Raw genomic sequence first — 20496 nt, 5'->3', positions numbered from 1 at the left:
GGTATATTACCCTTAAGGGGAGGAGCCGAAAATGACCTCTGTTTACCGAACCCGCGCCCATGCCATCAAGGCAGGCGCATCGTTTGCAGCTATCCTGCTGTCTGGCGGAGCCACATTCGCTCAGGACGCAAGCGACTCTTCGCTTGCGATTGAGGAAGTCGTGGTGACAGCGCAGAAACGCGCGCAGTCCACTCAAGACGTTCCGGTTTCCATCACAGCGTTTGACGCCAATTTCACCAAGCGCGTCAACATTGATGATGTGAAGGATCTGGTGAAATTCGCACCAGGCTTTGCTGGTGACAGTAAAGATAGCTTCATCGACTATATCAATATTCGTGGTATCTCGACGAACGACTTTGGTGTTGGCGGTGACCCTTCCGTCGGTTTCTTCAAAAACGGCCTGTACCAGGGACGCAACGGGGTTGTTGTAACCTCGATGTTTGATATGGAACGCGCGGAAGTCCTCCGTGGTCCACAAGGGTTTCTTTTTGGCCGGAATGCCATTAGTGGGGCGGTCAGCCTTTATACCGCCAAACCGAATTTCGATTCTGCTTCGGGCTATGTTGAAGTGGGCTTGGGCGAGCGCGGCATCCTGGAGACGGAGGCGTGGACCAACATCCCCATGAATGACAATTTTGCCCTTCGCCTCGCGGCGTACCACAGTGAGGAAGACGGCTATTCGGATAACGCGGCGGAGATCGGCGACGATAACCTCGTTGCTCATGACAAGTCTGCTTTCCGGGCGACGGCTGGCCTGCGCGGCGAAAGCTGGGATGCGACTCTCATGTTCGAGTATGAGAACCGCGATCAGAGTGGTTCCATCTACCGTGCGATTGAGGATGATGAAGTTTTTGCTGCTCTTGAAGAAAATATCGGCCGTGATATCAGCCCGCGGGGCTCGATCCGCGATGTCGATAACGACGCCAAGCTCGGCAACTACGATAACGGCGAGATTATTTCGCTGAGCGCGGAAATCAATTTTGACCTTGGCTTTGCCACGCTGACTTCATTGACCGGCTATAAGGATCACGATTATTCCTACGCCGAAGATTTCGACGGCTTGAATATTGGCTTTAACGATTATGCTCAGGACCAGAGTGGTGACTATTTTGAGCAGGAGCTCAGGCTCGTGAGTCAGGCTGACGGGCCGCTAAGCTGGTATGGCGGTGTTTCTTACTACAAGGAAAATATTGATGCCTTCTTCCGCCAGCGTGGTGACGAAGATGTCATGTGCGCGGCATACTACTATTATTCCTGTTCGGAAGTTTTCGCTTACTACGGCTGGGGTGAGTTTACAGCCAGCCCGGATGGCCTGCTGGAAGCCAACGAAGTCTACGGCAAGTATCACGGCTGGGGCGCTTATGTTGACCTGACCTATGCGGTTAGCGACAAGCTCGAGTTTGGTGCTGGCATGCGGTACAGCAAGGACACCAAGGAATTTGGCAACTATATCCTGCCGGTCACCAGTGAGCTTGGGCCATTCTGGGCGTTTGGCGTGTACACCGAGGGTTTTGTTGAAGGAAAACACTCCTGGGATGCCTTCACTCCGCGTTTTGTTGCCCGCTATCGCCCCAATGATGACTGGATGATCTATGCCAGTGCCACACGGGGCTTCAAAGCGGGGGGCTTCGGCAGCTTTGCAGTTGAGGCGGACGATGATGATGTTGGCGATGGCGGTCTGCTGGCGTTGGCAGATGCCACACTCAACCAGTTTGAGCCAGAGACAGTCTGGTCATACGAGGTCGGTGTGAAGGGCGACATGCTTAACCGCCGCATCCGCATGGATGTAAGCGCGTATCATTACCAATATAAGGACCTGCAGCTTAATTACTTCGACAAGGGCACGCGGATCACCAACGTCGGTAAAGTGAAGTCCTGGGGCCTTGAAGGCACCGTGCAGGCCATTGTGAATAAAAACATCGATGTCTTCTTCGCGGGTTCCTGGAACGAAAATGAAATCTCGGGTGCTGAAAGCGTGGAAGAGGGCAGCACGGGTAACCGCCTGCCAGGTTCGCCGAAATTCACTCTCTCTGGTCTCGCGAGTTACCATGTTGAGGTTGGTAATGGTGAAATGAACGCTTCCGTTGATTTCCGGACCCAGACAAAGACCTACGGCGGCCTCGGCAATATCGAGGCTTTTGCCAATGACGGCTGGAGTGATGTCTCTGCGCGCCTGAGCTACGAAAGCTTCAACAACTGGAAAGTGACGGCTTACATTGAGAATATTTTCAATGCGGCTTATTTCGACGGTACGTCTGAAGCTGGGGGTGCTTTTCCGGCACACGGTTTTGGCATCAGCCGGCCAACGACTGTTGGTGTGAAGCTTTCCTATCGCTTTGGCGAATAAACAGAATCTAATCCGGTGAGGGGCATGCGTGCCCTTCACCCCTTTGTGCAAAAATAGGTGTTTCATGGATGGCACGAACAAACGCATAAATGACGATATGGCTGCTTACTGGATGCCATTCACCTCCAACAAGGATTTCAAGGCCAATCCGCGTATGCTTGAAAGCGCGGACGGTATTTACTACCGCACCACAGACGGCCGAGAGGTGATTGACGGTTCATCCGGCCTCTGGTGTTGTGCCTTGGGGCATAACCATCCGAAGGTGGTGGAGGCAATCCGCGAACAGGCTGGAACACTCGACTATTCAACGGCCTTCCAGTTTGGCCATCCCGGCGCTTTTGAGTTGGCCAACATGCTCAAAAACATCATGCCGGGTGATCTGGATCATATATTTTTTACCAATTCTGGCTCGGAATCGGTGGATACCGCGCTTAAAATGGCGCTTGGCTATCACCGTTTGCGCGGCGAGGGACAACGTACACGTTTTATTGGCCGGCTTCATGGCTATCACGGTGTGGGCTTTGGCGGTATTTCCGTGGGCGGCATGGTCAATAACCGCAAATTTTTTGGCGCGCAGTTGCCGGGCGTGGACCATCTTGCGTTTCCGTACGACGAGAGCATGCGTTTCTCAAAAGGCCAGCCAGAGCATGGCGCGGACTATGCAAACTCGCTTGAGGAGATTGTCTCCCTTCATGACGCAAGTACTATTGCCGCTGTTATTGTGGAACCGGTTGCCGGGTCGGCTGGTGTGTTTGTGCCGCCAGCTGGCTATCTGGAACGGTTGCGGGAAATTACAGAGAAGCACGGTATTCTGCTTATATTTGATGAGGTTATCACAGCCTTTGGGCGACTTGGCTATGCGACCGCTGCGGAGCGCTTTGGCGTGACACCCGATATCATCACAACCGCCAAGGCTGTAAACAATGGTTCGGTGCCCATGGGGGCCGTCGCGGTGAGGAAAGCGATCTATGATACCTATATGGATGAGGTGAAAGCCGGGGTTGAGTTTTTCCACGGTTATACCTATTCCGCCCACCCGCTGGCGGTGGCCGCAGCGATCGCCACCCAGAACGCCTATGCCGAAGAGGGGGTGTTTGACCATGTCCGGGAGACCGAAGGCTATTTTGGTGACATGGTCCACAGCCTTGGAGACGCGGAAAGTGTAACGGATGTGCGCAACCTGGGTTTCATGAGTGCGCTGACCTTCGCGCAAATAGACGGCAAGCCGGCAAGCCGGTCAGGCCAGATATTCCAACGTGCATTTGAAAACGGCCTCAAGGTTCGTATGAGCGGGGACCACATTGCGATTGCCCCGCCTTTGGTGTCGACCAAATCAGATATTGACAAGATTGGTGAAATCATGCGGAAAACCATCAGCGACGTTGGTTAGGCATGCGGGGGAATAGCCCGCCAGTTCATCAAGGGTTTCATGGTTAGACACACTGTCAGGAAAGTGACGCCTGCCTCCCGGACCGGTCGGGTTGTGGTTGGCGTCATTTTTATTCTCGGTGGGCTTTTGGGCTTTTTGCCGGTGCTGGGCTTCTGGATGGTCCCCCTCGGGCTTTTGATCCTTTCGCATGACTTTCCTGCGGTCAGGCGCTTCCGGCGCAATGCAGAAGTCAGGCTGGGCCGGTGGTGGCAGCGCCGCCGCGCCAAAAAATACAGCGCTAAAAACAATGGGGACGAGGAGAGTGAGCAATGAGTTTTGCCATCAACATGGATGATATCCGGAGTGCGGCTGAACAGATAAAGGGGCATGCGGTACGCACCCCATTACTCGAGCTTCCAGCGTTGAATGATGCCGCCGGTGGGCGGGTATTCATCAAACCTGAGAACCTCCAGCGGGTTGGCGCCTTTAAATTTCGCGGTGCCTTTAACCGGCTCTCACGACTGAGCGAGGCGGAAAAAGCGCGTGGTGTTGTCGCCTTCTCCAGCGGCAATCATGCGCAGGGTGTTGCCAAAGCTGCGCAGATGTTGGGCATCAAGGCCACGATAGTAATGCCGGATGATGCACCCAAACTCAAATTGGCGAACACTCGGGCCTATGGTGCCGAAGTCGTGCTTTATGACCGTTATAATGAAGACCGTGAAGCAGTTGCGAAACGCGTGGTGGGCGACAGCGGTGCCACGGTGGTGCCGCCCTATAATGATCCCTATATCATGGCCGGTCAGGGCACTGTTGGCCTTGAAATTGCCGAGGACTTGAAGTCGCTGGGCCTTACGCCCGATCAGGCTTTTATTAATTGCGGCGGCGGTGGTCTTGCATCTGGCGCCTTCCTTGCGCTCAAGCATGCTTTTCCTGCCATGCAGGGTTATGCGGTGGAGCCTGAAGACTTTGATGACGTTACTCGTTCGCTTGAAAGTGGGGTGATTGAGAAAGTTGATTTTGGCGGGCGTTCGGTCTGTGATGCCCTGCTTACGCCAAGCGCTGGTGACTTGACATTCCCGATACTGCAAGGCCTTGACATCAAAGGCGTTACAATCAGCGACGCTGAAGCAATGGCCGCTGTGCGTTATGCAGCGATTACGCTCAAACTGGTTGCGGAGCCCGGCGGCGCGGCGTCACTGGCGGCATTGATGAGCGGGCGCATTGATACGAAAGGCAAAACCTCGGTTATCATCCTGTCCGGCGGTAATATTGAGCCGGAGATGCTAGCCGATTGTATCGGGCGCGTGGCCTAGGCATAGTTGCCTAAACCATGGCTATAAGGGCTTGGCCGCAAGCCCATGATGCGCTATAGAGCGGAAAATAGTTTTTGTGGCCATATGGGCCGTCACAATTGGAGCCAATGAAAATGGATATTCAAGAGCAAGAACGCACCTTTGACGGGTTCATGAAGCACGGCACGCGCGCAACAATCGCGATCATCGCGGTAGTTGCTTTGCTTGCGGCCTTTGTTGCCTGATAGCACGTGCCCTTGGGCAGGTTGAAAAGCGGCGCTTCTCGGCGCCGTTTTTTTATAAAATGAAATCTATGTCGCTCAGGCTGATACTTCCCTGTCCCTGAATGATGATGCTGTCGCCATCACCTGTGGTGATGAGGAAAGCATAATCATATGAGCTTCCGACAGTTGGCGTGACCTCAGCCGTCGCGGCCAACAGGGCATCAAAATCATCAATACGGCTATCAAGGGCGGAGAGGTCAATCACTTCGTGGCTGGCGCTGAAGGACGAGATGGTGTCATTGCCGTGTCCGGATTTGAATTTAAAAGTGTTGATGGCCGTATCATCGCCGCTATCATCGCCATAGATCAGGTCGTCTCCGGCACCGCCCCAAATGGTATCAGCGCCAAAACCGGCGACAATTGTGTCATCCCCCGCACCACCAAAGATGAGGCCGGACCCATAGGCGCTTGAGATCGCATCATCACCAGCACCACCATAGACCGTGTGCTCATCCGTGACCGCTGTAATGGTATCGTTGCCAATGCCACCGCCCAATGTGCCGCCGCCATGAATTTGGTCGTTGCCGCCTTGGCCCCATACGCTGTCGTTAGCCCACGCCAGGCTTGTTCCGCCGCTGAAATTCAGCGCCCCGCCATAGGGGTTTCCCAGCCCTTCCGATGCAACATATTCATGTGTCCATGAGCCGCTAGCGATGGTGTCATCACCGTCACCACCGCGAATCCAGTCTGCAGAGTCCGGCGCTGTCTCGGTCACGTAAAGATGGTTGTAATAATGATCTTCTATTTCCTGAGGAACGGTGAAATAAAGGTCGCCGATGATAAAGTCATTGCCGTCGCCCCCATTTATCGCGTCATAGTCTGATCCGCCGTACAGTGTGTCGTTTCCTGATCCTCCATCAATGATGTCTATGCCGGCCAAGCCATCGATGACGTCGTTGCCGCTCAGGCCGTTGATCTCGTCGCTCACGGCTGTGCCGTTTACAGTGTCATTTCCATCGGAAAGTTCAATAGATGTGAAAAGCCGTATGGGTGTAGCTGATGAAAGTTTCATTGTGGCCCCCAAACCAAATTACTGCGCCAATCTAAGATAGCCTAAACGCAAGTATAGGCGGTTTTGGCGCAATATTTAAGTGTATACGAAAGAATATAAACAACACCGCGTTGCAACGTTGCTTTTTCAGGCCACGGGGTTTTTGTGAGAAGAAGCTAGTGCCGGGGGATAGCCTTTAGCTGATACTGGCCCTGGCTGAGGTCACCAAACAGTTCAATCACGTCAGGATGATTGACAGGTTCATCGGAATCGTCGGCAACCAGATTTTGCTGTGACACATACGCCTCATAGCTCGTGTCTTCATTCTCGGCGAACAAATGGTAAAATGGCTGTTCTTTCGCAGGCCGGATCTCTGCCGGGATGGATTCCCACCATTCTTCCGAGTTCGCGAACTCGGCGTCAACGTCAAAAATTACCCCCCGGAATGGGAAAAATCTATGGCGGACAACTTGGCCGATCGTGAACAGAGGTGTTTTAACAATGTTTGCTTCGCGATGCATGCTGTGTTTTTGCACTCCTTGACTCTGGCGTGAGATAGGCGCGTTCAGCCCATATGTCAACAGGGCTTGCATTTCATCTCAGGCTGACGCCATCCTACCGCAGATTGGTTGGCAAAAGATTACCGGCTATAAAAGATGTCGTCTTTTGACAATAATTTGGGTCCAAGGATACAAGAGGGAGTGACTATGTTACGCCAAACCGTTTCATCCATTGCACTTTTGCTGACACTTGCAGCTTGTGAGCCTGCAAATACTACAAAAGAGAATGAACAGAAATCTTTCGGGCAAGAAGCACAGATTGCCGCGGAACAACAGACAGAAAAGCTCGCCCAGTTTTTTGAAACCGCGATGAAGGACCGTCTTGCTCTCAACCCATTGCGGGCAGAGCGCCTCGGCGACCGCAGCCGTAACGATGAATGGCCGGATATAAGTGACGCGGCGCAGGATAAAGAGCTGAAACTTTACAAGGATCAACTTGCTACTCTGAAAACATTTGATTTCGAGAGTTTGAGCGAAAAGGACCAGCTCAGCTACCGCATCTTTCAATTAACCGCTGAGCGCTATATCGCAAATGATAAGTGGCGTGACTATGGTTATCCAGTGAACCAGATGTTTGGTTGGCATGCTGGCGCAGCCACGCACCTTATGAACGTGCACCGCATTGATAGTGTCAAGGATGCAGAAGCATATATTACCCGGCTGCAAAATATGGACGGCATGATGAAAGCGCTGGGTGACGAGCTTCAGGCGCGCGCGGACATGGGCATTCAGGCGCCCAGGTTCGTCTACCCTTATGTGATCCAGTCCTCTCGTAATATCATCAGCGGCGTACCTTTTGACGAGAGTGGCGAAGACAACGTACTTTTTGCTGATTTCAAGAAAAAAATTGCCAAACTGGAGATTGCCGAAGAGGAAAAGACGGGTCTGACCGAACGCGCGCAAGCGGCTCTTCTCGGTGGTGCAAAAGCTGGTTACGAAGCGTTGATCGCACAACTTGAAGAGTTGCAGGAAACGGCGACAACTGATGATGGTGCCTGGAAATTTCCGGATGGTGACGCGTTTTACGCCCAGTCGCTTAAAAACAATACGACCACCGACATGACCGCAGATGAAATTCATCAGGTCGGCTTGGATAACGTGAATCGTATCCATGAGGAAATGAAGTCGATTATGGCGCAAGTGGGATTTGAAGGCTCGCTGCAGGACTTTTTCGAATATACCCGCACCGACGATCAGTTCTTCCTGCCCAACACTGAAGAGGGTAAGGCGGAATATATCAAGCAGGCCAACGATTATATTACTGCCATGCGCGCCAAGGTGCCTGAGTTTTTTGATCTGACACCCAAAGCGCCACTGGATGTTCGTGCAGTTGAGAAATTCCGCGAAGAATCCGCGGGTAAAGCCTTTTACCAGCGCCCGGCGCTTGATGGGTCCCGGCCCGGCATCTTCTATGCCAACCTGCGTGATACCCGTTTCATGCCGACATATCAGCTTGAAGCGCTCGTGTACCATGAGGGCATCCCCGGGCACCATTTCCAAATTGCTCTGACACAGGAACTGGATGGTGTGCCGTTGTTCCAGCGTACAGCCCGCTTCACGGCCTTCACAGAAGGCTGGGGGCTCTACTCGGAGGAGCTTGGTAAGGATATGGGCTTCTATCAGGACCCATATTCCGACTTTGGCCGTTTGGCGATGGAGCTGTGGCGCGCGTGCCGGCTCGTTGTGGATACAGGCCTGCATGCCAAAAAGTGGAGTCGCGAAGAGGCTATTCAGTATCTCAAGGACAACACGCCAAACCCGGAAGGCGATATAATTGCCGCGATTGAACGGTATGTCGTGATGCCGGGACAGGCGACCGCTTATATGGTGGGCAAGCTGAAGATCATGGAACTGCGCCAGATGGCGATGGATGAGCTTGGTGACAAGTTTGACTGGAGAGGTTTCCACCGGGTTGTGCTGGAAAACGGTGCCGTGCCGTTGTCCATTCTCGAGGAGAATATCAACGCGTGGGTTGAGGGCTTGAAAAAGCCTTCCTGAGTACCCATTTAATAGTCCATGCAGGCGCCGGGGTGGTTCAGTCTCCTTCGGCGCCTGTTTTATTAGTGTCACCGATGAGACAAAAAAATGTCTTAAACCGATGATAAGTAATTACGGTACCAACTAAAAAATGGAAGAATAATATGTACCAACCAATTGACAGCGCAGGATTGCGTCGTCTTGTCAGTCTTGAGCTTAATCGCCTTCATCCGCGCACGCGCGAAGAAGCCCACCGCGCCATGACAGGCCGCATGGGAGCTTATGACACAGACGGCGATGCAATCGATGCCAGTATTGATGCGTATTTTGCCAATCGGGCAAGCGCACACTAACACTAAAACAACTATTAGATAGATGAAGCCCCGAAGTGGTTGACGAAGGAAGTGTTATGACACTTGAACTTCGCACCGGTCTCCGGGGCTTTTGTTTGGCGAATTCTTATTCTTCGGGTTGAAGCAGTTTGTGGAGATGCACAACCACATATTTGGTCATGGCATCGTCGACATTTGCCTGGCTGACACTGCGCCAAGCCTGTTCTGCTTCTGCGTATGTCGCGAAGATGCCAACAATATCAACCTTGGTGAGATCATTGAACTCAAGCGACTGCGGGTCTTTAACCTGACCACCAAAGACAAGATGAAGGAGCTGCTTGTCGGCCATGGAATACATTCCTATTGAATTGGTGATAACTGTAACATCTGATTGCTTCGAAGGCGTTTATTTAGCAAACTTGCGGGAAAACGCCACCCTTTTCTTGGGAGTACCTCTGTGACTATGACTTCAAACGACACATATCTAATCTCAATCACGGGACGAGACCAGACCGGTGTAGTATCGATTGTAACAGGTTATCTCTTTGAAACAGGAGCAAACCTTGCCGATAGTGCCTTTGCGGTTCTTGGTGAGGCTTTTGAGTTTTCCTGTGTTGCGGAATTTTCTGCGGGTGCATCAGCGGAAGAAATAGCAGAGGGGCTGAGGCGTCTGGAGCCGCTGAGCGATGCCAGAATCACCGTAACCTCTTTTCCGTTTTCGCTGTCGCGTGGGAAAAGCGCTACAATCACGCACGTCGTCGATATCTCAGGCGGTGACAGGCCAGGCCTTGTGGCACGGATAAGTGAGGTGCTGGGCGATTATGGTGCCAATATTGTCCGCATGAGTAGCAAGCGGGTGCCTGCGGGCGATGGCTATGACTACCGCACCCGGTTTGCGATCAATGTTGACACCGGGCGATTTACGGCCCTTGAAGCCGCCCTGTATAACACATCCGGCAGTCTGCGCCTGAACTGCGGCGTCGAGACCATTCTGGCCAACACCGCAGATGTCGATAAATGAGCAAGGCTAACGGGCAGAACCTTCTGGGGCCTGATTTTGAGACCTCAGCCAAGCCACCAATCCGTCAAAGCCATCGTTTTTGACCTTGCTGGAAAACAAATCTCTGTTTGTGATCAGCAGATTGATGCCTTCAAACTCCAGATTAACGATCTGAAATTCACCGTTTTTCTTGCGCACCCGCCAGTCGGCAAGAATGGGTTCGCCGGCTTCCCGTTTGACCTCGGTTTTTACGTATAGGTGGCCCTGCTTGCCTGATGCAGGTTTGGTACCAATGACTTCAAGGGCTTTGAAGCCGATCTGTTCCATCCGTTTATCAAACTCGGAGATAATATAATCTCCCATGGCTTGCATGTAAATTTGGCGTTGCTCTGGGGTGATGGTGCGGTAATGCACACCCAGCATGCCCTGAGCAAGAAGTTCGATATCTGTTGCCTCTTCGAAAATGGCCCGAAACGCGTTGTATCGCTCCACTTCCGAAAGTTTACTGTCACTCCAGACAGCAATCGTTTCTTTGCTCAGGTTCTGCACAAAATCCATCGATCCACGTACGTCGTCGACCGCACGGTCTCCACCGTCTTGCGCTGCCGCAGGCTGGGCAAGGATGAGACAAAAAGTTATAAGGGCGATAAGACGTTTCATGGTTTGGTCCTTGCTGACTCAATGCCTAAGTTATTCGTTCTCTAACGTCGCGGTTCGCAGGTAAGCCATAAGGTCCTTGCGGTCGTCTTCCTTCCGCAAGCCTGCAAATGCCATTTTATTGCCGGGCAGGAAGGTCTTGGGAGCCGCAAGCCATTGATTCAGCTTTTCCTCAGTCCATACAAAGTCTGCTTCCGCAAGAGCTTTGGAGTATTTGTAGTCTTCTTTGCTTCCCGCATCACGGCCGAACAGGGCATCGAGGTTAGGCCCCATGCGAGAACGTTTCGCTGCGGTCAGATTATGACAGGCTTTACAACGATTGAAAATACGTTTGCCTTTCTCGGCGTCACCTTGTGAAGACAAGGCAGTCGAACTTGGGTCGTCATCCGCCATGGCTGGTGCGCCTGCCGAGCCACAAAATGCTGCGATGGCCACTATCTTTAACAATGCTTTCATAACTTCTGCTCCTGACAAAATTGTGGCGGGGATAGGCCCCGCCACATGATGCATAATCATAGTGAATGGCACATTAATGCCGGTCAAGGCTACTGTGGCAGTTTGCCGCCTTCGCTTTCGTCGTGAATATAAGGCTTTATCTCCCCGGATTTAACCCGTTTGAGATAATTTTCCAGCATGCTTTTAACTTCCTTGCGCATAATGATCAGGCCGATAATGTTCGGAAAACCCATCGCGAGCAGAAGAGCATCGGCCATGTCCATCACAGGGCCAAGCGACATCGCGGAACCAATAACCAAAATCCCGAGGTACGAGAGTTTGAACGCAAAGTCCGCGGGTACATTGTTCCCAAACAGATAGAGGAACGAGCGCTGCCCATAATAGAACCACGTGATCGATGTTGAGAAGGCAAAAAGCACGACCGCAACCGTCAGGATATAAGGGAACCAGTCTATCACCGAACCGAAGGCTTTTGATGTCAGCGCAATACCTGCCGATGTACCAGAGGCATTGGCGTCAAAAGTCCCGGTGAGAATAATCACAAGGGCAGTAATCGTGCAGATCACAACCGTATCGATGAAGGGCTCAAGCAGGGCAACAAGGCCTTCTGCTACCGGCTCTTTTGTCTTGGCTGCGGAGTGCGCGATCGCGGCGGAGCCCAGACCAGCCTCGTTTGAAAAGCTGGCCCTGCGCAAGCCTTGGATCAATACGCCGATAATCCCGCCCTGTACGCCTTCACCAGTAAAGGCCCCGGCAAAAATCTGCCCGAAGGCGGCCGGAATTTCGGTGAAGTGGCTGAAGATAACAACGAGAGATGCAGAGATATAGATGGTGGCCATGATCGGCACCAGAAATTCCGTCACATGCGTGATCTGCCGAATGCCACCGATGATCACGAGGCCGACAACGCCAGCGAACAGAATGCCAAAGAGCCAGGGGCGACCGAAGAAAAAGCTTTCAGCGCCGCCGGTCAAGGCAACAAGTTCGTTGGTGAACTGAGTGGAAGACTGGTTCACCTGGAACATGGCGCCCGCACCGTAGGCACCGCCGATGCAGATTACAGCGGCGGCAATTGCCAGGATTTTACCGAGATTGGGCAGACCGTGCTGGGCAAGGCCTTTGGAAAGATAAAGCATAGGGCCGCCGGTGACGACGCCATTTTCATCGATTTCGCGGTATTTGACGCCAAGCGTACATTCCACGAATTTACTGGTCATGCCGAAGAAACCAGCGAGAATCATCCAGAAAGTAGCCCCCGGTCCACCGATAGACACTGCGATGGCCACACCTGCAATGTTCCCGAGCCCGACTGTGCCGGAGACTGCAGCGGTCAAGGCTTGAAAGTGGGTTACCTCACCGGGGTCGTTCGGGTTGTCGTAGGTACCTTTGACGATACGGATTGACTGTTTGAACCCCCTGATGTTGGGAAAGCCCATGTAAAAGGTGAAGAAGATCGCCCCACCTACGAGCCAAAGTGCGATGAACGGGATGCCAGGGGCGCCGGCCACCAGCCAGTCCATTGGTAGCGCGAAAAAGATAATATCTGAGATCACTTCGCTAATCGGCGCCATGAATTCATTGACCGATTCTGCAAATGTTTGCTGGGCCCCTTGCGCGAAAGCCGCACCGGTACCGGTAATTATCAGGATGATTGAAGCCAAAAGGCGTTTCATTGTTGCTCCCCAACACTCTGTTGTCATTGATTGGGCAGGAAATTCCTGCCAAGTCGTCATTTATTCTTGGGACAATGTCTTTGTCCGGTTAAATTGATCCGCATGCTAGCCGCTTCCGGTGTCTGGCTCAACGGAAAGATGCTCGCGTTATATGGAATACGAGACTTTCGGAGGTTTTGGGCAGCCTTGTTGTTGTTTTTTAACGGGCGATTAACCTGTTTGACATAGCGTGCCCAAAGGGACATGTGATTTAAGGGAAGATGGATTTGTCTGACGCCAACAAGCTTTCAAGCGCTGATGTCGCTAAATTACTTCAGGATCCAAATGTGGAAAACCGCGCGGAAGCAGCCGCGAAGGTTGCCGGAACATTTGGCGCTGCGGAACTCACGGAGAGTGAACGCAAGATCGCGGAAGATATTTTCCGCGTCATGCTGAAGGATGCGGCAGTGCGTGTACGTCAGGCGCTATCAGAAAGCCTCAAGGATAACCCGGATGTACCCTATGATGTCGCCACCTCGCTTGCACAGGATGTTGATGAGGTCGCGATCCCGGTAATCGAATTTTCATCGGTGTTGACGGATAAAGACTTGATCGACATCGTTCGCACCCGCGATAGCAATGTTCAGAAAGCTGTGGCAGGACGGCAGGAAGTCTCGGAAGATCTTGCTGATATACTTGCGGATACTGGAGACGAAGGCGTTGTAGCTACTCTTGTGAGCAATAAAGGGGCGAAAATCAAAGAAAGTACCTTTGACAAGGTGCTGGATAAATTCTCCGACAGTGAAGCGGTTAAAACGCCAATGGCGCAACGTGGGGAATTGCCAATAGGGGTGGCCGAACGTCTCGTGACACTGGTTTCAGAGCAGTTGCGCGAACACATTATGACGCACAACGAAATCTCTCCGGGCATGGCGGCGGACTTGTTGCTTGAAACCCGCGAAAAAGCGACGGTGTCGCTTCTTGAACCCGGTCAGGCGTCAACCACAGTACAAGAGCTTGTCGACCAGCTTTTTGAGAACAACCGCTTAACGTCGACACTTATGTTGCGGGCCCTGTGCATGGGAGATACGACATTTTTTGAAGTCGCGCTTGCCAAACGGGTCGGCATTCCTGTCGTCAATGCATACAAGCTTGTCCATGACAAGGGTGACCTCGGGCTGAGGCGTTTGTTTGAAGCGGCGGATATGCCGGTACAGTTTTTACCTATGGCGCGGGCGGCACTGGAAGTCGCCGATGAAATGCTGGAAACAGGTGGCGACGACCGTGCGCTTATCCGGCAATTGATGATTGAACGCGTGCTGACAGCCGTTGAAAACGATGTGGATACTGAAAATCTCGATTATCTGATCGGCAAACTGCAACGGGTGGACACTGAGGGGTCAAGCGCGGCATAGGCGCCAGACCTGCTTGCACGAAGGCGCGAGGCTACTGAGCGCTAAACCGGGGCAGCCATAAGGCGAGTTCCGGCCAGATCAAAAGCACGATCAAGCCGATAATCTGCAAGATCACAAAAGGGATAACGCCCCGATATATATCTGTTAATTTTACGCCAGCTGGAGCAACGCCTTTCATGTAAAAGAGTGCGAAGCCGAAGGGTGGCGTTAGAAAGCTTGTTTGCAGGTTGACTGCCATAAGGATTGCAAACCATGTCGTCGTCATGGCTGGGTCGCTCAGGTGGCTGCCAAAATCCAGTTTTGCAATAATCGGGGCAAAGACCGGCAGGATAATGAGGGTGATTTCAATCCAGTCAAAGAAGAATCCGAGCACAAACACAGCCAACATCAATACCGCCAGAACAGCCCAGGGCGAGATGCCGGTCGATGCCATTAATTCCAGAATCAGATGATGGCCCCCCAGCAAGGCAAACACATAAGAAAATGCGGTAGCGCCAACGAAAAGCCCAAAAAGCATCGTCGTCGTTAGCGCAGAACTTTCCACCACGTCTTGCAGGGTCTTGAAGGTCAGTTTCCGATTGATTGCCGCGAGCACGATGGCGCCAAGGGCACCAACGCCGCTGGCTTCGGTAGGGGTTGCGATGCCGCCAAATATCGATCCCAGCACGGCGATAATGAGCAGCAACGGTGGAATGAAGCTCCGGACAACACGTAGAACACTTAGGTCATCAGCTTTGGCCACGGGACCAAGCGGCGGCGCAAGCTTCGGGTTCAGGGCTGTGCGGCTGAAAATATAGAGCATATATAAAAGTGCGAGCAACAAACTCGGGCCAATGGCCGCGAGGAACAATCCGCCAGCGGATGTGGACAGCAGGTCAGCCATAACCACCAGCATAATGGACGGAGGCAATAAGATACCGAGGGTACCGCTTGCTGCGATGGTCCCGGTCGCGAGCGCCTTATCGTAACCGCGATCAAGCATGACCGGCAGCGCCAGCAATGTCATCATGACGACACTGGCACCGATAATGCCTGTTGTGGCAGCAAGAATGACCCCGAGCACCGTAACGGATAGAGCCAATCCGCCCGGGATGCGCCGTGTCATGAGTTGCAGTGTATAGAGAAGCTCCTTCGCTACACCGCTGCGTTCCAGCATGGTGCCCATGAAAATGAACATGGGGATGGCGACCAGCACCAGCTTACTGACAACGCCGCCGAATATTCTGCTTACCACCAGAAAAAAACTATCGGGATTTTCGATGCCCAATCCCACGGCCAACAGCCAGAAAGCCAGACCAACGCCGCCCAGCACAAAGGCAACCGGGTAGCCGGAAAAAAGAAGCGGTGTGAGTACCATAAACATCAAGATTGGCAACAGTTCAACAAGTGTATCCATCAGCTCTGTGCCTCCGGCGCGTGGGAACGGGCGAAGGTGCTACGGGCTGCATCTTCCGTGGTGCCGAACAGGAAAACGATGGCATTTAGCACGCGGCTGAGGGCCGCCAAGCCGAGCATGGCAAAACCAAGCGGGATAAATGCCTTGATGATCCAGCGGTTTGGCAGGCCTGTCGGTGATGCGGATGCTTCGTTATAAGCGACGCTGTATGCGACGTAATCTACCCCGAATGAAAGAATAGCGACAACATAGGGCAGCAGGAAAAGCAGGCAGCCAGTCAATTCCAGCCATGCGCGGGTGCGGGCGGAGAAGCGCTCACTCAGCAATTCGATACGGACATGAGCGTTGCGACTATAGGCCCAGCCAAGACACAGCAGAAACAGGGCCCCATGCAGGTGCCATTCAAGTTCCTGAAGCTTTGTTGAGCCGATGACAAACCAGCGTCGCAGGGTTACGTCGGTGATGATCACGAGCATCAACATGATGATAGCCCATGCACCAAGTCGTCCAACGAAGGTGGTCAGGCGCTCAAGTCGCCGAGCAACCATCAGAAGCCTGCGCATTCTCTAATCCCTCAAATAGCCGCGATCGGCCCAGGCTTTATATTTTTCACGGAAGTCTTGCAGCGATGCCCATACGCGCGCGAATTCGGGGTCTTGTTCGACAAGCTTTGCGGCAACGGAACGCCACGCAGTGTTTAACTCAGCCAGAATTTCCGGAGACCAAGTATGGATCTGCACGCCTCTTTCTTCCAAGGCTATCATGGCGTCTGCCTGCAGGGCTTCGCCCTCAGAGATGCCGTACCGTACATTCGCTGAACAGGCTGCTTCCACTTGAACCTTTTGGGTGCTGCTCAGGCTATTCCACGCATCAAGATTGATCATGAGTTCAAAAAAAGTGGATTGCTGATGCCAGCCTGGAAAATAATAATGTTTGGCGACCTCATGGAACCCCATGCGCAGGTCGACAGCAGGCATGGCATATTCTGTCGCATCGATGGTGCCGAGTTCAAGGGCCTGATATATTTCACCGCCTGCGATAAGTTGCGGCGCCGAACCAACCTTTTCAAGCACCTTGGCGCCCAGTCCGAAGAACCGTATTTTTAGTCCCTTCAGGTCTTCCACCGAGTTGATCTGTTTTTTAAACCAGCCGGAGGCCTCCGGTGGCGTCATGCCACAGATGATGCTGTGGATATTGTGTTTGTGGTAAATTTCTTCGAAAAGCTCCCGACCGCCGCCGTAATCGAACCATGCCAGATACTCTGGCGCAGAAGGGCCGAAAGGTATGCTGGAGAACAGTTGCAGGGCCGGATCTTTCCCCGCCCAGTAACCGGGCGTTGACCAGCCGGCCTCGACCGCACCGTAGCTGACGGCATCAAATGTCTCAAAAGGCGGCGCGAGAACGCCGGGCTCGTAAAACTTCAGGTTCACAGAGCCCGCAGATATCTTGCTGACCTCTGTCTCCAGCCGTTTCCCCATCGTACCCAGCTGAATGAGTGTTGAGGGGTATGTGCTGGTCATCCGCCAATTGACAGGGGTGGTGGTCTCGCGGGTGGCGTTGTCGTCACTCTGTGGCGGCGAAGAACACCCCGCAAGCAAACAGAACGCCGCCAGTGTGGCAACTCCAAACGATCGCATGGCTTCCCCCTTGCACAACTGAACGACAAGCCTTTCCCCAAGGCTTGCTAAATCATGCTGTTAGCTGAATTTCTTCAATGCCTGACCCAAAAGAATATATAACTTGCCCATATCCGAAGACACAAGGGTCACCGACAGCGCACTGCCGCGGTCCCCCATCATTGCGCGTTCCATCATGCCCTCAAAATCCCGACAGTACCGGGTGACGGCTTCCCTGAATTCGCTATCGGTCTGAAATTTGTCAGCGATGGCTTTCCGGGTTTTCCTGTCGGCGGTTTTGATCGTCCGCCGCATGAATACGGACCGGTCGCCCGAGAGGTAGGCCTCCCATACGTCATCGGGCAAATCATGGGATAGAGCTTTATTGATGTCGATGGAGGTCGACTGCAGGCTTTCCATAAGCAATTGTGACGTGCGGGCAAAATCATTTTTGGTGGCAGCCGCGATGCGTTTCTCTATCTCAGCTGTCTTGTCAATGAACTGGGACGCACGTTGGGCTACTTTTTCCGCTTCCGTGCCAATGCGCATCGCCAGTAAAGCGCTTTCTTTCTCGGCCTGATCCGCCGTTTCCTGATATTCGCTCAATACCCGTGCGAGGGCGGCCTGCATTTCTTCCCGCAAGAAAGTGATCCGTTCTGCAGCCCGGTCCGAGATTTCATCCATACTGCCAGCAAGCTCGGTCCGGGTCTCGTTAACTGCGCGCTTCATGTCGCCTTGAACACGTTCCGTTTGGTCCATTAATGACTGGCTGGCAGCATCCAGCCTTGTTGCTGCTTCCATGGAACCCAGTGAGAAATTCTCGACTTCCTTGCTCATGGAATCGGATGCCTCGTTTAGCTTTTTGATGACCCCCTCGGTCTCGGTGCTGATGCGATCCCGTTCCCCGGCGAACGCATCTGCCGCATTGCCCAAGGCCTCGCGAGATTCGTTGATTTCCTCTCGCATGGCGGTTGAGCGCTCTGTCAACACATCCGCCATTCCCATAAGGTCACTACCGGCGTCGTGGCCTTTGGCGCGTATCTCGTCCATGGTGCTTACCAAATGGTCGGATTTTTGTGACAGGTCTTCATGTGTCAGTGTGGCGGTGCTTTGCAGCGCCCGGCTATGTTCGCGGAAGCGTTCAGCGGCTTCGATGACACGGTCAGCGGCGTCATTGGAAGCACTATTGAGCGCGTCACGTTGCGTGGTCAGGTCTTCTTCAAGGCGCGCCAGCTTCATCCGGGTTTCGTTCAGGACACCAGCAAGAACATCACTTTGCGTGCTCATCTGCTGTTGCACATTTGTCAGTTCTCGATTGGCGCTTGTTGCCGTTTGCTCAAGGGTTGCCGCATGTGCGCTCATGTCATCTGTCAACTCGCCCGCTTTTTTGGTGAGATTTTCTGCATTCTCGGTCAAGGTGTGGGTACTGGTTTCGCCGGCGCGGGCGAGTTCTTCCATCTGCTCCTCCACGCCGGCGCGCAGTTGGCGGATATGTTGCAGTGTGCGTTCTGCGGCATGTTCAGCCTTATTGACGGCCTCGTCGCTGTGCCCGCTGATGGCCGCCATTGTTTCATTAAGCGCATTGCGTGCGCGTTCAAGGCCTTCTTCCAGGACTTTATCCACATGCTCCGCCTGCTCCAGCACGGCTTTGCCGGTGGCTTCCGTGGTCTCGAGTGTGCGCTTGTTGACGTGTTCGCTGGTTGATAAGGCAGAGGCGCAGTGCGCCTCAAGGGATTGCCCGGCTTCTTCCAGCAGATCCTTGGCTTTGTCTACCGTCTCAATAACTTGCGCCGACATCGCTTTGGCTCGCTCGGAGAATAAGCCTGAAACCTCATTGGTGCGTTCAAGAGCCTCAGTCGCAGTGGCTCTGACCTCCCCAACGTGGCTTCTGAGCGTTTCTTCAATTTTTGCAGATTCCTGAGCGGCCAGTTGCGCCAATTCGCCCAGCACGGTCGCCTGTGTCTTCATGTGCTCGGAAAGTTCCGCTGAACGGCCTTCGAGGCCCTGTACGTCGTGGCGGAAACGGTCCATGCCCGACAGTACATTATCGGTTACAGATTGCAGTCTGAGTTCGACATCAACCACCATGTCCTGAACTTCACTTGCCTTCAGGCCGACATGATGGCTGGCCTTGCCGAGCCGGGCTTCCATAGATTCGGTTGCGCCGGCCAGAGCATCAAGGCTGGTGTCTATTTTACCTTTCGCGGTGTCAGCTGTGCTGGCGGCATGTTCACCCGCGCCGGCAAGCCGGGTTGCAATACTCTCCACCGTGGCTTCCAGTGAGTTGAACCTGTCCTCCAGTTCGCTGGTTAGGCCAGACATGGATGAGCGCTCCCGTTCCAGGATGTCCCGGATCGAAGATGTGCGCGCTTCTGTGTCTGCAGTGGCCGAAAACAGATTGCTGATTTGCTCCTGGAACCTCTTTTCCAAGTTGTCGATACGGTTACCTGCGAGATCGGCCACAGCTTCGATGTTCTGGAGTTCTTTGGTTAGGGATTTGTTCAACTGACCGAGCCGCTGCTCTGCCACTTCAACCGGAGAAACCGCTTTGTGAAGGCTTTGCGCCATGGCCAGCCGTCGCTCCAGCAGAGGGTCGGTCCGCTGGAAAGCCAGCGAGATTAACCAGAATATCGCAACCGGTGTGGTAAGTCCGCCGACAAAGCTCGATAGCGCTATATTGCTTGCGGTCAGTTCGGTGAGGGCATCGGTGGTTAAAACATAATAGGCCGCGGCACCAAGCCAGGATAGCGTCGCGACAGAGGCCAGTATAAAGGGTAGCATGCGTCGGGTATTACGAGCAGCTACGGCTTTGTTTTCTGCCTCTTCTGAGGCTTTTCCAGCCTCGGGCGCGCCTGCTTCAGCGTTGTCTTCTGTTTCAGGGAAATTCATTTCCGCCTTCGACATTATAGCCCTCAACTTCCTCGTACATGCTTCTCAATACAGTTTATGATTACACAGCATCCGTCAATGCCCGCAACCTAGCTTTTCTCATCGCGGCTGGTATTCTGTAACCAACTTATGGCATCATTGGGTGGGAGGGAAGCTTTCTGCCGCTAAAGGGGATGATATGGCCAGGACGGCGACCAAAGGAGTTAAGCAGCCAAGCGCCGCACAGCGACGGTATCTGGAGCGTGGCTTGAAAGAGCCGGGCG

The 20496-nt window shown here is 53.3% G+C and carries 19 protein-coding genes; 9 read left to right on the top strand and 10 right to left on the bottom strand.

Annotated features, from left to right (window positions below):
• Positions 1-31: 31 nt before the first annotated feature.
• From ACN0VM_RS07385 to ACN0VM_RS07365, 5 genes are all read left to right on the top strand, one after another.
• Positions 32-2347: a TonB-dependent receptor gene (locus ACN0VM_RS07385; RefSeq protein ID WP_417450223.1), complete on the top strand. Its 2316-nt coding sequence runs from the start codon at positions 32-34 to the stop codon at positions 2345-2347.
• A gap of 64 nt (positions 2348-2411) precedes the next feature.
• Complete coding sequence (locus ACN0VM_RS07380) at positions 2412-3737, top strand: aspartate aminotransferase family protein (protein ID WP_417450222.1); 1326 nt, start codon at positions 2412-2414, stop codon at positions 3735-3737.
• A 39-nt stretch (positions 3738-3776) separates the two neighbouring features.
• On the top strand, positions 3777-4049 hold the full coding sequence (locus tag ACN0VM_RS07375) for a hypothetical protein (protein WP_417450221.1): 273 nt from the start codon (positions 3777-3779) through the stop codon (positions 4047-4049).
• Complete coding sequence (locus ACN0VM_RS07370; RefSeq protein WP_417450220.1) at positions 4046-5029, top strand: threonine ammonia-lyase; 984 nt, start codon at positions 4046-4048, stop codon at positions 5027-5029. Before ACN0VM_RS07375 ends, ACN0VM_RS07370 begins: the two co-directional genes overlap by 4 nt.
• Before the next feature lie 113 nt (positions 5030-5142).
• Positions 5143-5253 carry an aa3-type cytochrome c oxidase subunit IV gene (locus tag ACN0VM_RS07365; RefSeq protein ID WP_417450219.1) on the top strand — a complete coding sequence of 37 codons (111 nt, stop codon included), beginning with the start codon at positions 5143-5145 and terminating at the stop codon, positions 5251-5253.
• 52 nt (positions 5254-5305) lie between these two features.
• Here the strand turns inward: ACN0VM_RS07365 and ACN0VM_RS07360 are convergent, their stop codons facing one another.
• Both ACN0VM_RS07360 and hspQ read right to left on the bottom strand, forming a co-directional pair.
• On the bottom strand, positions 5306-6304 hold the full coding sequence (locus tag ACN0VM_RS07360; protein WP_417450218.1) for a calcium-binding protein: 999 nt from the start codon (positions 6302-6304) through the stop codon (positions 5306-5308).
• Positions 6305-6459: 155 nt separating this feature from the next.
• Positions 6460-6804 (bottom strand): heat shock protein HspQ, encoded by a 345-nt coding sequence (gene hspQ, locus ACN0VM_RS07355; RefSeq protein ID WP_417450217.1) that lies wholly within the window; start codon positions 6802-6804, stop codon positions 6460-6462.
• Between the two features lie 186 nt (positions 6805-6990).
• On the opposite strand from hspQ, the gene ACN0VM_RS07350 reads away from it, so the two are divergent.
• Both ACN0VM_RS07350 and ACN0VM_RS07345 read left to right on the top strand, forming a co-directional pair.
• Positions 6991-8841: a DUF885 domain-containing protein gene (locus ACN0VM_RS07350; RefSeq protein ID WP_417450216.1), complete on the top strand. Its 1851-nt coding sequence runs from the start codon at positions 6991-6993 to the stop codon at positions 8839-8841.
• A gap of 143 nt (positions 8842-8984) precedes the next feature.
• Complete coding sequence (locus tag ACN0VM_RS07345) at positions 8985-9173, top strand: hypothetical protein (protein ID WP_417450215.1); 189 nt, start codon at positions 8985-8987, stop codon at positions 9171-9173.
• Between the two features lie 106 nt (positions 9174-9279).
• On the opposite strand, the gene ACN0VM_RS07340 is transcribed toward ACN0VM_RS07345, so the two are convergent.
• Positions 9280-9501, bottom strand: a complete 222-nt coding sequence (locus tag ACN0VM_RS07340) for a DUF4170 domain-containing protein (protein ID WP_417450214.1) — start codon at positions 9499-9501, stop codon at positions 9280-9282.
• Positions 9502-9615: 114 nt separating this feature from the next.
• Between ACN0VM_RS07340 and ACN0VM_RS07335 the strand changes: the two genes are divergently transcribed.
• A complete protein-coding gene (locus ACN0VM_RS07335) occupies positions 9616-10173 on the top strand; it encodes a glycine cleavage system protein R (RefSeq protein WP_417450295.1) in 558 nt (185 codons plus the stop codon).
• A 6-nt stretch (positions 10174-10179) separates the two neighbouring features.
• Here ACN0VM_RS07335 and ACN0VM_RS07330 read toward each other — a convergent pair whose 3' ends face one another.
• The 3 genes from ACN0VM_RS07330 to ACN0VM_RS07320 form a co-directional block, all read right to left on the bottom strand.
• The gene (locus ACN0VM_RS07330; RefSeq protein ID WP_417450213.1) at positions 10180-10812 is read right to left on the bottom strand and encodes an MlaC/ttg2D family ABC transporter substrate-binding protein; all 633 of its coding nucleotides are present in this window, start codon (positions 10810-10812) and stop codon (positions 10180-10182) included.
• A 30-nt stretch (positions 10813-10842) separates the two neighbouring features.
• Complete coding sequence (locus tag ACN0VM_RS07325; protein ID WP_417450212.1) at positions 10843-11265, bottom strand: c-type cytochrome; 423 nt, start codon at positions 11263-11265, stop codon at positions 10843-10845.
• Positions 11266-11354: 89 nt separating this feature from the next.
• Positions 11355-12938 carry an alanine/glycine:cation symporter family protein gene (locus tag ACN0VM_RS07320; protein ID WP_417450211.1) on the bottom strand — a complete coding sequence of 528 codons (1584 nt, stop codon included), beginning with the start codon at positions 12936-12938 and terminating at the stop codon, positions 11355-11357.
• Positions 12939-13204: 266 nt separating this feature from the next.
• Between ACN0VM_RS07320 and ACN0VM_RS07315 the strand changes: the two genes are divergently transcribed.
• Positions 13205-14332, top strand: a complete 1128-nt coding sequence (locus ACN0VM_RS07315) for a DUF2336 domain-containing protein (RefSeq protein ID WP_417450210.1) — start codon at positions 13205-13207, stop codon at positions 14330-14332.
• Positions 14333-14363: 31 nt separating this feature from the next.
• Here ACN0VM_RS07315 and ACN0VM_RS07310 read toward each other — a convergent pair whose 3' ends face one another.
• Genes ACN0VM_RS07310 through ACN0VM_RS07295 form a run of 4 tightly spaced genes read right to left on the bottom strand, consistent with a single transcriptional unit; the run spans position 14364 to position 20248 of the window.
• Positions 14364-15728 (bottom strand): TRAP transporter large permease, encoded by a 1365-nt coding sequence (locus tag ACN0VM_RS07310; RefSeq protein ID WP_417450209.1) that lies wholly within the window; start codon positions 15726-15728, stop codon positions 14364-14366.
• Complete coding sequence (locus ACN0VM_RS07305) at positions 15728-16291, bottom strand: TRAP transporter small permease subunit (RefSeq protein WP_417450208.1); 564 nt, start codon at positions 16289-16291, stop codon at positions 15728-15730. Before ACN0VM_RS07305 ends, ACN0VM_RS07310 begins: the two co-directional genes overlap by 1 nt.
• A gap of 3 nt (positions 16292-16294) precedes the next feature.
• Positions 16295-17365 (bottom strand): TRAP transporter substrate-binding protein, encoded by a 1071-nt coding sequence (locus ACN0VM_RS07300; RefSeq protein ID WP_417450207.1) that lies wholly within the window; start codon positions 17363-17365, stop codon positions 16295-16297.
• A gap of 60 nt (positions 17366-17425) precedes the next feature.
• Positions 17426-20248, bottom strand: a complete 2823-nt coding sequence (locus ACN0VM_RS07295) for a hypothetical protein (protein ID WP_417450206.1) — start codon at positions 20246-20248, stop codon at positions 17426-17428.
• Positions 20249-20496 lie beyond the last annotated feature (248 nt).

Origin of the sequence: Kordiimonas sp., from assembly GCF_048260245.1 — a bacterium.
Classification (GTDB): Bacteria; Pseudomonadota; Alphaproteobacteria; order Sphingomonadales; family Kordiimonadaceae; genus Kordiimonas.
Note: the sequence above shows the minus strand (reverse complement) of the source record. Positions and strands in the feature narration are given on the sequence as shown.

What these genes read in the sequence shown, in the direction of transcription:
- ACN0VM_RS07380 (WP_417450222.1), top strand. Translation starts at nt 2,412, where the DNA reads ATGGATGGCACGAACAAACGCATAAATGACGATATGGCTGCTTACTGG.
- ACN0VM_RS07385 (WP_417450223.1), top strand. Translation starts at nt 32, where the DNA reads ATGACCTCTGTTTACCGAACCCGCGCCCATGCCATCAAGGCAGGCGCA.
- ACN0VM_RS07325 (WP_417450212.1), bottom strand. Translation starts at nt 11,265, where the DNA reads ATGAAAGCATTGTTAAAGATAGTGGCCATCGCAGCATTTTGTGGCTCG.
- ACN0VM_RS07330 (WP_417450213.1), bottom strand. Translation starts at nt 10,812, where the DNA reads ATGAAACGTCTTATCGCCCTTATAACTTTTTGTCTCATCCTTGCCCAG.
- ACN0VM_RS07360 (WP_417450218.1), bottom strand. Translation starts at nt 6,304, where the DNA reads ATGAAACTTTCATCAGCTACACCCATACGGCTTTTCACATCTATTGAA.
- ACN0VM_RS07340 (WP_417450214.1), bottom strand. Translation starts at nt 9,501, where the DNA reads ATGGCCGACAAGCAGCTCCTTCATCTTGTCTTTGGTGGTCAGGTTAAA.
- ACN0VM_RS07350 (WP_417450216.1), top strand. Translation starts at nt 6,991, where the DNA reads ATGTTACGCCAAACCGTTTCATCCATTGCACTTTTGCTGACACTTGCA.
- ACN0VM_RS07335 (WP_417450295.1), top strand. Translation starts at nt 9,616, where the DNA reads ATGACTTCAAACGACACATATCTAATCTCAATCACGGGACGAGACCAG.
- ACN0VM_RS07320 (WP_417450211.1), bottom strand. Translation starts at nt 12,938, where the DNA reads ATGAAACGCCTTTTGGCTTCAATCATCCTGATAATTACCGGTACCGGT.
- ACN0VM_RS07365 (WP_417450219.1), top strand. Translation starts at nt 5,143, where the DNA reads ATGGATATTCAAGAGCAAGAACGCACCTTTGACGGGTTCATGAAGCAC.
- ACN0VM_RS07305 (WP_417450208.1), bottom strand. Translation starts at nt 16,291, where the DNA reads ATGCGCAGGCTTCTGATGGTTGCTCGGCGACTTGAGCGCCTGACCACC.
- ACN0VM_RS07370 (WP_417450220.1), top strand. Translation starts at nt 4,046, where the DNA reads ATGAGTTTTGCCATCAACATGGATGATATCCGGAGTGCGGCTGAACAG.
- ACN0VM_RS07300 (WP_417450207.1), bottom strand. Translation starts at nt 17,365, where the DNA reads ATGCGATCGTTTGGAGTTGCCACACTGGCGGCGTTCTGTTTGCTTGCG.
- ACN0VM_RS07295 (WP_417450206.1), bottom strand. Translation starts at nt 20,248, where the DNA reads ATGTCGAAGGCGGAAATGAATTTCCCTGAAACAGAAGACAACGCTGAA.
- ACN0VM_RS07310 (WP_417450209.1), bottom strand. Translation starts at nt 15,728, where the DNA reads ATGGATACACTTGTTGAACTGTTGCCAATCTTGATGTTTATGGTACTC.
- hspQ (WP_417450217.1), bottom strand. Translation starts at nt 6,804, where the DNA reads ATGCATCGCGAAGCAAACATTGTTAAAACACCTCTGTTCACGATCGGC.
- ACN0VM_RS07375 (WP_417450221.1), top strand. Translation starts at nt 3,777, where the DNA reads ATGGTTAGACACACTGTCAGGAAAGTGACGCCTGCCTCCCGGACCGGT.
- ACN0VM_RS07345 (WP_417450215.1), top strand. Translation starts at nt 8,985, where the DNA reads ATGTACCAACCAATTGACAGCGCAGGATTGCGTCGTCTTGTCAGTCTT.